This window comes from Mesorhizobium sp. M4A.F.Ca.ET.022.05.2.1 (assembly GCF_003998845.1).
Classification (GTDB): Bacteria; Pseudomonadota; Alphaproteobacteria; order Rhizobiales; family Rhizobiaceae; genus Mesorhizobium.
The window spans coordinates 21,834-32,378 of sequence record NZ_RZOJ01000025.1 but is presented as its reverse complement, the minus strand read 5'-3'; the positions used below and the strand labels follow the sequence as shown (position 1 = coordinate 32,378).

Here is a 10,545-nt window from a genome sequence, read left to right as displayed (position 1 = left end):
TCTTCCAAGCGTCTAGGATGCTTGACTGGATCACGCAGGCGCTTTGGGCCGCGGTGCCGCTCACGATGGGCGCGCAGGTTCGACGCTTGTCTGGTTTATTCGGCGAAAAATTGGCAGGGAGACGCCAGCACCATGATGCACTCGGACCAGGTCCATATCGATGCCGATATCGTTCGCGAGATGATCTTCGACCAGTTCCCAGAGTATCGCCACGAGCGGATCGTGCAGCTTGGCGCGATTGGTACGGTCAATGCAATCTTCAGGATTGGATCGAGAGTAGCGGCAAGATTCCCCCTGCGCGCAATGGAGCCAGTCGAGTGCGCCAATATGCTACGCAACGAAGCCGCGGCCATGACGGAGTTTGCTGCGCATTCCCCGTTTGCCTGTCCTCGACCGATCGGGATTGGTCAACCGGGTCCGCTTTATCCGTTGCCGTGGGCAATGCAGAGTTGGATAGAAGGTGACGTTGCCACGCACGATGGGCTTGCTGCCTCTACGACCTTCGCACTCGACATTGCCAAACTGATTGCGTCGCTACGAGCAGCGGACACGCATGGCCGTCGTTTTGATGGGCAGGGGAGGGGCGGCAGCCTTCCTGACCACGACGACTGGATGTCGATCTGTTTCAAGAACAGCGAGGGTCTCCTGGACGTGTCTCGGCTCCGTCGCATATGGGCTCGGCTGCGTGAACTGCCGCCGTCCGGTCTCGACGTTATGAGCCACCGCGATCTTATTCCGGCCAACCTCCTCGTGCGTGGTGACCGCCTTGTTGGTGTGCTCGACAGCGGCAGTTTCGGCCCGGCCGACCCGGCCTTGGATCTTGTTGCCGCATGGCATCTCTTCGATAGCAGTCGGCGCGAAGCCGTGCGTTCCCATCTTGGATCAAGCCAAGTCGAGTGGCAGCGCGGAGCGGCATGGGCCTTCCAGCAGGCAATGGGCTTGGTCTGGTACTACCGGGGCACCAACCCCGCCATGAGTGCCCTTGGCCGCTCGACGCTCTCCCGCATCATCGACGACCTGATCTGATCCGAACCTGGGCGTCGGTCGGTCGGAAATGCCTCGCGCGCATGAGCCCAAGTTCCTTCACAAGCGCAGGGAACCGGCGTAGCGGCAGATCATGACCGCTCGTGGATCAAAGCGGCGTGGCCGACCAACAAATGACGCGCGCCGGCAAGCTGACGCATCCTTCGACCGTGACCACGGCCATTGTCTCCACCGATTCCGGCTATGATTTTGAGGCGACCGCTATCGATCGTTCTCGCGACGCCTTTGGAGAGCTTCTCTTACCGCGCGCACGATGTCAGCGTTGTCGGGAAAGTATCCCTTGCGCCTCGATGTCACGACCTGACCGGCAACCGCGACTTGGAATACGCCCCCTTTGCCAGCGTTCAACTCCACGGGAAGACCGAGTTCATCAGTCAAGCTCCTGGCAGCCCGGGTGGCGCGGCTCTCATATCTGCACGGCCCGCAATATGTGATGGTGATCCCCTGACAGGGCTCGACTTCAGCCGTTACATGACCGGCAGAATGCTCGGCACCCACGATCAGATCTACGACGCCAGCAGCGATTGCGTCGGGTTCATCTTCCTGGAGGTAGTGCAGGCCCGAGTTCAGTTTGATCAAGCGGCAGTTCCTGAGCCCAGCGGCAAACGCCTCAGCATAAGTAGGCGAAACGAGAGCGCCAGGGTTGCCGGCAAACAGCACCTTCGGATAGTCCGATGCCCGCAATGCGGCGTGTGCCTCGTCCAGCGTATGCCAGACGTCCGCCGGCTCGCCCGCAATCGGCAACTCGTTCGGAAGGCGCCAGGTCGGGGTGCGCGACTTGGGCGTCGCAAAGGGGGCGCGGTAGATTTCCATCTCCTGCGCATTAAGCCCCCGCTGGACGGACCCGGGAAGCACGCGCTCGACGAACGCGTTCTGTCCGAGGATCATGTCCTCGCCGATTCCCGGCGCGCGGAACTTTCTGAACGTCTCCCGCAAGACCTCGCTCCGATGGAAATCGTTCCATGTCGGGATTGGCCGGATAAACTCCATGAAAGCCAATCCCTTCACGATGTCGGGCCGCCGGGCCGCCAGTTCGAAGGCCAGGGCGGTGCCCCAATCCTGCGCGACGATGTAAGCGGCCTCGATCCCCATAACCTCGAGGAATGCATCGAGATAGGCCACGTGATCGAAGAACCGATAGCCGATTTCGGGCTTGCCGGATTGGCCGAACCCGATCAGGTCGGGCGCGATACAGCGTGCCGATCCCGCCACGATCGGAAGGATGTGACGCCAAATGAAGGAGGAGGTTGGGTTGCCGTGGAGAAACAGGGCCACCGGCAATCCGGGCTCACCAGCCTCCCGATAGGCCATGGTCGAATCTAGCACGCGAACTGCGGGTAGTGTCTGGTCGGATGACATTCATTCCCTCCTCTAAAGCCCATATCCGCAATAATACGTACGTACGTATTAAAGTCAATCGAGCTTGACAAAAATACGGTCGTACGTAGTTTGTAGGCATGCCCAAGCCGTCCGCTAGAAGCAAGATTCTCGAAGCTGGCCTGGCCGTGATGTTCCGCCAAGGCTATCACGGCGCCGGCGTCAGAGATGTCGTTGCGGAGGCCGGGGTCGCCCAGGGCTCATTTACGAACCACTTTCGATCGAAAGAGGATTTCGCCGCCGAGGTCTTGGACCTGTATTTTGCTTCGATCCAAAAGCGGATCTCCGAGTCGCTCCTTGACGCTGGTCTTGCGCCCCGGCAACGACTGCTGCGGTACCTGGACATCATCTCGGATCGGCTCGCTGCCGATGGCTATGTGCGGGGCTGTCTGATCGGCGACTTCAGCCTGGAGGTGGTCCAGGAGAGCGAGCCGTTGCGCCAACATCTCGTCGCGATGTACCGGGAGTGGCTTCAGCCCTTTAGCGAATGCATCGCGGAGGCCCAGGCTGCAGGGGAAATCGACAGCACGTTCACTCCACGGGATCTGGCGGAGTTTCTTCTTGCCTCCTGGGAAGGCGCGATCCTGCGCATGAAAGTGGAGCGTTCCGGCGAACCGCTCCGACGGTTCAAGGACATCGCCTTCGCTACCGTTTTTGGTCCGCCATAATTTTCCGATTTGACACTAAGGGGTGGCAAAAACGTCTATCAGGATCTGGTTTTTCGCCACTCCTCGTACTCTCCGCGAGCATCGTCATGCAGCGGATAATAGCGTTGCAACGACCCGCCCTGCATGAGCTTTTCGCGCGAGAATTCTTCCCAATCGTGATGCTTCTGCGCCTCTTCGATCACCTTCGCGGCCATTGGGACGGGAACCACCACCACCCCGTCATCGTCGGCAACGATGATGTCGCCGGGGATCACCGTGACATTGCCGCATGCGATCGGAACGTTGACGGCATTGGGATAGATGCTGGTCTGCACATGGTAATTGGGCGTCCAGCCGCGCAGCCATAGGGGCAGATCGAGCTTCTCGACATTGGGCCGATCGCGCATGCACCCGTCGATGACGATGCCAGCGCCGCCTCTGCCCTTGAAATAGGTCGACATCATATCGCCGAAGACACCCGAACTCATGTCACCGCGCGCGTCGACCACGACCACATCGCCCTCCTGAGCGTGGTAGAGCACGTGCCGGTGCAATTGCGTCTCCGGATCGGCATATTCTCCCTCGTTGAAGAGGTCGGGCCGCTGCGGCAGGAACTGCAGCGTCAGCGCCGGGCCGACGATCGACTTGCCGTGGTTCTGCGCCACCGGACCGACCATATGCGGATTGCGGAAGCCCATGTGACCAAGCGTGCCGGCAACGGTTGCGGCACCGATCTCCCTCAGCGCGTCGATCAGGTCCTTGGACGGCCGGGTGATGTCGGGGCTATGCGTCATGGTGGACTCCGGTTGACGTTGCGCTACCAGTTCGTGACAGAACCATCGCGGCGCTTGAGGTGGGGTGCTTCCCAGAAACGGAAACTCTGCGCCTGGATCGCCGCCTCGTTGATCTCGACGCCGAGCCCCGGCAGATCGCTGACCGGATAGTCGGGGCCGTCAAGCTGTGGTTGCACCGGGAAGAACTCGGAACTGTCGAAGCCCAGCTTTCTTTCCGGCGCCCTGGTCTCGAGCCAGGCGAAATTCGGCACTGCGGCGGCGAGATGTATGGTCGCGGCGGTGCACACCGGACCAAGGGGATTGTGCGGCATCAGGTCCACATAGTGCGCCTCGCTCCAGCCCGCGACCTTCATCGCTTCGGTGAGCCCGCCGACATTGCAGACATCGAGCCGATTGAACTGATGGATGCCGCGCTCGATGTAGGGCAGGAATTGCCACTTGCTGGCAAATTCCTCGCCGATGGCGAATGGGATGTCGGTCATCGTACGCAGGGATTCGTAGGCCTCCGGCGTCTCGTCCCGTATCGGCTCCTCGAGGAAATCAAGCACGCCGCGGCCGAGCTTGTTGCAGAAGCTTGCCGCCTCGGCCACCGATAGCCGATGATGGTAGTCGATGCCGAGCACGAGGTCGTTGCCCAACGCCTCGCGTGCCCTGTTCAGCATGCTCGCGGTGGCGCCGATCGATTCGCGCGGCTCGAAGATGTCCCTGCTGCTTTGCCCGACCGGGAAGAAGCGTATCGCCTGCCACCCCTGTGCGCGCAGTTCCCTGGCCCGTTCGATGGCAGCATCGCCCTCGGCCTCGTCTCCGGTCGAGGCGAAGGTCGGGATGCGGTCGCGCTGCTTGCCGCCGAGCAGCTCATAAACCGGCACCCCCAGCGCCTTGCCCTTGATGTCGTGAAGGGCGATGTCGATCGCCGAGATGGCCGCCTGCAGGACGCGCCCGCCTTCGAAGTACTGGCTGCGATAGATCTCTTGCCAGATCCGGCCGATCTGCATCGGGTCACGGCCGATCAGGAACTCGCGATAGTGCTCGATCGCGCCGGCCACGGCCTTCTCGCGACCGCTCAAGCCGCTCTCGCCCCAGCCGAAGATGCCCTGATCGGTCTCGATCTTGACCAGCATCTGGTTGCGGGTCCCCACCCACACCGGATAGGGCTTGATCGCCGTGATCTTGAGCTTCGTGGTCATTCACACTCGTTCCACACGCATCCGCCCTGTCTCAGTTGGCCTCGAGGGCCATCTCCGTTTCGCCGTCGAACAGGTGGATGCGCTCCTGGTCGAACTCGAGCCAGATCTGCTCGTCGGGTGCGACGGCGATTGTGGGGGACACGCTGATATTGACGATCGCGCCGGAGAGGAACGCTTGCACGAAGGTGATGTCTCCCGTCGGTTCCACCGTGTAGGCCTTGGCCGGAATGGCGCCGGGAACGGCGCTCTTGTGCAGCTTGATCGTCGAATGTCGCGCACCGAGCACGACCTTCCTGGTGGTCGCTCCCTGGACCTTGCGCGCGTTGAGTTGCGACAGTGCAAGGCTCCAGCCTTCAGCGCTCGTCAGAACGGTGGCGCCGTTGGCCGTCGATGCCTCCAGCGGAATAAGGCTCATGGCCGGGCTGCCCACGAAGCTGGCGACGAACATGTTGGCGGGATGGGCGAAAACTTGCGCCGGCGAATCGTATTGCTGCAGATAGCCGCCGTTCATCACGGCCATCCTGTCTGCCATGGTGACGGCCTCCAGCTGGTCGTGCGTCACGTAGACGATCGTCGCCTCGAGGTCCTGATGGAAGCGCTTGATTTCGGACCGCATCTGCACGCGCAGCTTTGCGTCGAGATTGGAGAGCGGTTCGTCCATCAGGAATACCGCCGGATCTCGAACCAGCGCGCGGCCGAGCGCCACGCGCTGCTGTTGCCCGCCCGAAAGTTCGCGCGGCTTGCGCTCAAGCAGTTGCGTCATGTCGAGCACCCGCGCCGCTTCCCTGACCTTCCTGTCGATCTCGTCCTTGGGCAGCTTGCGCATCTGCAGCGGGAAGGCGAGGTTCATATAGACCGACTTTTGCGGATAGAGCGCGTAGTTCTGGAACACCATAGCGATGTCCCGGTCCTTGGGGTCGAGGTCGTTGACCACCCGGTCGCCGATGAGGATGTCGCCCGATGTGATCGGGATCAGCCCCGCGATGAGGTTGAGTGTTGTTGTCTTGCCGCAGCCTGAAGGGCCGACGAGCGCAACGAACTCGCCGTCATCGACCGTCAGCGAAACCTCGTTGACGGCTTTGAAGCCGCCATAGGTCTTGACGAGATCTTTGAGGACCACGTGGGCCATCGGCAACTCCCTAGTGCTTGACCGCGCCTTCTGTAAGGGCGCGTACGAAGTATCGTTGCAGGACGAGGAAAAGGACCACGACGGGCACGCTCATCATGAAGCTGGCAGCCATCAGACCCGGGAAATCGGTCGTGTTTTCCGAGAAGAAGCGCTGGATACCGACCGGCAATGTCAGCTGCTCGTTCTTGGAGAGGAAGGTGTACGCGTAGATGTATTCGTTCCATGCGCCGATGAAGGAATAGATCGCCGTGGCGATGATACCTGGCGCCGAGAGCGGCATCACGATCAGGACAAAGGCCTGGAACCGCGTCGCCCCGTCGATGCGCGCCGCCTGCTCGAGCTGCACCGGGATGTTGTCGTAGAAGCCCTTGAGGAGCCAGATTGCCAGCGGCAGGCCGAATGTGAGGTAGGTGAGAATGAGCGACCCATGCGTGTTCACCAGCCCGATCGCGCGCATCAGGATGAAGAGCGGCACGAGAAAGATCACCGCCGGGAACATGTTGCGCAGCAAGACGGCGAAGAACAGGAAGTTCCGGCCCGGGAACGTGAAGCGCGAAAACGCGTAGGCCGCGGGAACCGCCACGATCACCGAAAGGATGGTCGTGGCGGTGGAGACGAAAAGGCTGTTCCAGAAGAAGCGGAGGAAGTCCTGGCCGACACTGTTCTGCGGATCGAGCAGCTTCTGGTAGCTGGCAAGGGTTGGTTGGTCAGGCCACCATTGCGGCGGGAGCTGCATCGCGGCGAAGCCGGACTTGATCGAGGTGATTAGCATCCAGACCATCGGCAACGCGGTGTAGAGCAGCATGAACGTGAGGAAGATACGCCCGCCCCACCGCCATCCGTCGATGCTCGCATGTCGACGGGCCTGACCCAGACGGGCTGTCTCGGCGATCGTGCTCATGTGCTCGCATCCTTGCGTTCGTTTCCGCTTAGCGCACGGACGTAGAAGTAGCCGAGCGTCATCAGGATGAGGAAAAGAAGCACCGAATAGGCCGATGCCACTCCCCAGCGCTGCCGGCCGAAGGCGAGCTCATAGATGTGGGTGATCCAGATGTGCGATGCGTTCGACGGCCCGCCGCCGGTCATGATCCAGGGGATGATGAAGGAATTGAAGTTGGCCACCGCCAGCAGCAGGATCGTCACTGTGGAGACGTTTCTCAAATGCGGGAAGGTGACGTGCCAGAAGCGCTGCCATGCATTGGCTCCGTCGACCTTGGCGGCGCGCAACAACTGCTCGGGGACTGTCTGAAGACCTGCCATCATCATGATCATGGCGAACGGAAACTCCCGCCAGATATTGACGACGATCAGGGAGGGCAGCACCGTGCTGACGCTGTCGATGAAATTCGGCGGCCGGTCGGCCAAACCTAGGCCGACCAGTACCGCGCCGATGATTCCAAAGTCCGAATGGTAGATCCACTTCCAGATATAGGATGCGGCGACCGCGCTGATGACCCAGGGAATGATCAGGACGGCGCGCAGCACGCCCCGGCCGACAAACTCGCGATGGAGCGCCAGCGCGCAGGCAAATCCCAGGACAAAGGAGATGAAGGTGGATGCCAGTGTCCAGATAAGGGTGTTGGAGGTGACCTTCCAGAACACCGGACTGGTGAGGATGGCGGTGTAGTTGCCGAAGCCGACGAAGATCTTGTCGCGGAGCTGCAGGCCGGGTGGCGTGTTGAAGAACGACAGCTCGATCGTGTAGTAGATCGGATAAGCGATGACGATCAGCATCACGGCAATCGCAGGAAGCACGTACGCGTAGTCAGCGCGATGCTCCCAAATCTTGCCTAGCAGGGGTAGCAATCTTCGCCGAGCCCCGGTCTTTCCGGCCACGATCGTCACTTTGGCGTGCCCTTGTTTTTCGGAGCGAGCCGGCTGCGCTCTCGGCGCAGCCGGCAAGATCGGGTCAGGCTTCGGCTAGAGGCCGCCGCCCATCAGGTCTTTCACCTTCTTGGCCGCGTCGTCCGCTGCCTGGTCGACGGTCATTGCTCCGGTCAGTGCATTCTGCAGCATGTCGGGGACGATGATGTTCATGATCTCCGGCGACTGCGGCAGCGCTGGGAACGGGATGCCGTATGGCAGCATCGAGGTGGTGACATCGAGGAACTTGATGCTGTCCAGACGTTCCTTCATCCATTTGGTCTTGAAGCCGTTAAGGTTGCCGGGGTTCGAGCCGGCGTAGGCCATCTTCAGCGACCATTCAGGGCTGGTCCACATGCAGATGATGGCCTTCGCGGCCGGCTCGTCTACCTTGCCGCCTTCGACATATTCGGGCTTCAGGATGTGAATGTTCGAGCCGCCGAACACCACTGCGCGCTTGCCGTCGGGGCCAGTGGGGATGAGGCCGTAGCGCATGTTGTCGATGACCGTCTGCGCCTTGTCCTTGTCGGTGCCCGTTGCCTTCTTCTGCAGGTCGAGCATGACATTGTAGTCGGACGGGTGCGAGATCATCATGCCGAGCTGGCCGGCCAGGAACAGCGGCTGGTTGTCGGCCTGCTGGTTGGTGAGTGCCGAAACCGGAACCGATTTGTCGCGGACATACATGTCATAAGAGGCCTGCAGCGCCGCCTTGCTCTGCGGGCTGTTGAGCTCGATGTCCTTATAGGTCGGGTTCGCCTTTGCTTCGTCGAAGACGCCGCCGCCATAGGCCCACAGCTGCGGCATGAAGCGGTACGGCGTATTGCCGGCATTCTTGCGTGCCACGAGGCCGTATCCGGCAATACCGAGCTTGTCGTGGATCTGCTTGGAATATTTGACGACATCGTCCCAGGTCGCCGGAGGCTTGTTCGGATCAAGGCCCGCGCGCTTGAAGATGTCGGCATTCCAGATGAACGCCATCGTCTCATTGTTGGTTGGAATGCCGTAGGTCACCCCGTCCCAGGTCACGGCTTTCATGGCGCCAGGCCAGAAATCCTCGGTCGAATACCCTACATCCTCGGGCTTGAGCGGCTCCAGATAGCCCTTTGAGGCGAACTCGGTGCCACCCAGGATTTGCAGGCGGACCGCCATCGGCGCTGCATTGCCAAGGAGCGCCGTGCGGAACTTGTCGAGGAGATCGTTATAGGTGAGGGCTTGTTCCTCGAGCTGGATGTTCGGATAGGTCTTTCGGAAGGTCTCGAAGAAGTCCTTGTAGTACTGGCGCAGGAGGTCGGGGTCGCCCTCGAACACGCCCTGATACCAGAAAGTCAGTCGCCCCTTGTAGTCGAGCGGGGTGACCTTGCCGCAATCGGCCGCCGTATCAAAATCCTGTGTGCCGGCAATGGAGCGCACATATTCCGGCGACCACTTGCTCAAGTCGACCGGCGCCGCGCCCAGCGCGGGTGCGGACATCAACGATGCCACTAAGGCAGTGGAGACAGTGCCGCGCAGGACGGCACCGCCGAGTGTAATCCTCGTCATAGGTATCCTCCAGGTTTCTCTCCCATGCCGCTCTGCATCGAGGCGAGCGGTCTTTGCTCGTCGACCGCGGGACAAGCTCAATCAATGTATCCCTTCGAGCAATTTGTACGTTTTCAGATCGCGGGTTGTCTGTCAACGCGATAAATCGTACATTGTTTATGGAAACCGTGCGTGATATCGAACAAAACGTGTATTGATCGAGGGGAGCCGGTCTTGGCCGAAACAAGCGATTTTAAAGCAGAGCCACCCGAGGGGATTGACCCTCTCGGGGCCTCAAGCGAGGGCGCCTCGCTTTATCAACTGATCAGGGAAGACATCATCGAAGGGCGGCTCGCCGCCAACGAGCGGCTTGTGGTAACCGATCTCGCCCGGCGTCACGGCACCTCGACCAACCCTGTGCGCGAAGCCCTGCAACTGTTGCGCGGCGAAGGCTTTGTCACCTTCGTTCCCAACCGCGGGGCGCGCGTTCGACCTATAGATCAGGATTTTGTCCGGGATATCTACGAGATCGGAGTCCTGATCGAGCCGGCTCTGACGCGATGGTTCGTGAATATGGCTACCGTCGAGGACATTGCTGAGCTCGAACGCATCCAGGGCCTGATCGAAGAGAACAACTTTGCCGACACGCTCAGGCACAGCGAACTGGATACCGCCTTCCATACCGTGATGTACCAGAGGCACTATAATCGCCATGCCGCCGAGCTTTGGTGGAAGCATCGGGAAGTGCTGCGAGCCGTGAGCCGGCGTTTCAATTTCACGCTCGCCCGGCGTGCGGCGATCATTCGCGAGCATCGCGAGCTCATCGCGCATGTAAAAGCGGGAAATGCGGACGAGGCAGCCGAACTCATTGCACGCCATGTCGAGGGCTCCGGGCGGCATGTCCTCGAACACATGCGCGCACGCAACGCCGCGCGGGCAGGGTAGAATATCCGGTCTGGAACATCGCTATCCCGACCACTTCAGAT

General features: G+C 60.9%; 10 protein-coding genes and 1 pseudogene. 3 read left to right on the top strand and 8 right to left on the bottom strand.

The window, feature by feature from the left end; genetic code table 11:
• Positions 1-132: 132 nt before the first annotated feature.
• The gene (locus EN745_RS05255) at positions 133-1,026 is read left to right on the top strand and encodes an aminoglycoside phosphotransferase family protein (protein WP_189362964.1); all 894 of its coding nucleotides are present in this window, start codon (positions 133-135) and stop codon (positions 1,024-1,026) included.
• 219 nt (positions 1,027-1,245) lie between these two features.
• Here EN745_RS05255 and EN745_RS36505 read toward each other — a convergent pair whose 3' ends face one another.
• Together EN745_RS36505 and EN745_RS05250 are read right to left on the bottom strand one after the other, a co-directional pair.
• Positions 1,246-1,542: an Rdx family protein gene (locus tag EN745_RS36505; RefSeq protein ID WP_245487646.1), complete on the bottom strand. Its 297-nt coding sequence runs from the start codon at positions 1,540-1,542 to the stop codon at positions 1,246-1,248.
• Positions 1,522-2,403, bottom strand: a pseudogene (locus EN745_RS05250) (haloalkane dehalogenase); the annotation flags it as partial. The gene EN745_RS36505 and the pseudogene EN745_RS05250, both read right to left, overlap by 21 nt.
• A gap of 98 nt (positions 2,404-2,501) precedes the next feature.
• On the opposite strand from EN745_RS05250, the gene EN745_RS05245 reads away from it, so the two are divergent.
• Complete coding sequence (locus EN745_RS05245) at positions 2,502-3,089, top strand: TetR/AcrR family transcriptional regulator (RefSeq protein ID WP_127405156.1); 588 nt, start codon at positions 2,502-2,504, stop codon at positions 3,087-3,089.
• 38 nt (positions 3,090-3,127) lie between these two features.
• On the opposite strand, the gene EN745_RS05240 is transcribed toward EN745_RS05245, so the two are convergent.
• From EN745_RS05240 to EN745_RS05215, 6 genes are all read right to left on the bottom strand, one after another.
• Entirely contained in the window at positions 3,128-3,862 is a 735-nt protein-coding gene (locus tag EN745_RS05240) for a ribonuclease activity regulator RraA (protein ID WP_127405155.1), read from the bottom strand.
• A gap of 23 nt (positions 3,863-3,885) precedes the next feature.
• Positions 3,886-5,049, bottom strand: coding sequence for a mandelate racemase/muconate lactonizing enzyme family protein (locus tag EN745_RS05235; protein ID WP_127405154.1), 1,164 nt, complete (start codon positions 5,047-5,049; stop codon positions 3,886-3,888).
• A gap of 31 nt (positions 5,050-5,080) precedes the next feature.
• Positions 5,081-6,178 carry an ABC transporter ATP-binding protein gene (locus EN745_RS05230; protein WP_126056174.1) on the bottom strand — a complete coding sequence of 366 codons (1,098 nt, stop codon included), beginning with the start codon at positions 6,176-6,178 and terminating at the stop codon, positions 5,081-5,083.
• A gap of 10 nt (positions 6,179-6,188) precedes the next feature.
• Positions 6,189-7,079 (bottom strand): carbohydrate ABC transporter permease, encoded by an 891-nt coding sequence (locus EN745_RS05225; protein ID WP_126056173.1) that lies wholly within the window; start codon positions 7,077-7,079, stop codon positions 6,189-6,191.
• Positions 7,076-8,023 (bottom strand): sugar ABC transporter permease, encoded by a 948-nt coding sequence (locus EN745_RS05220; RefSeq protein WP_127420700.1) that lies wholly within the window; start codon positions 8,021-8,023, stop codon positions 7,076-7,078. The genes EN745_RS05225 and EN745_RS05220 overlap by 4 nt, the downstream gene beginning before the upstream one ends.
• A gap of 75 nt (positions 8,024-8,098) precedes the next feature.
• Complete coding sequence (locus EN745_RS05215; protein ID WP_127405151.1) at positions 8,099-9,580, bottom strand: sugar ABC transporter substrate-binding protein; 1,482 nt, start codon at positions 9,578-9,580, stop codon at positions 8,099-8,101.
• A 213-nt stretch (positions 9,581-9,793) separates the two neighbouring features.
• Here EN745_RS05215 and EN745_RS05210 point away from each other — a divergent pair, with 213 nt between their 5' ends.
• Complete coding sequence (locus EN745_RS05210) at positions 9,794-10,504, top strand: GntR family transcriptional regulator (protein ID WP_127405150.1); 711 nt, start codon at positions 9,794-9,796, stop codon at positions 10,502-10,504.
• Positions 10,505-10,545 lie beyond the last annotated feature (41 nt).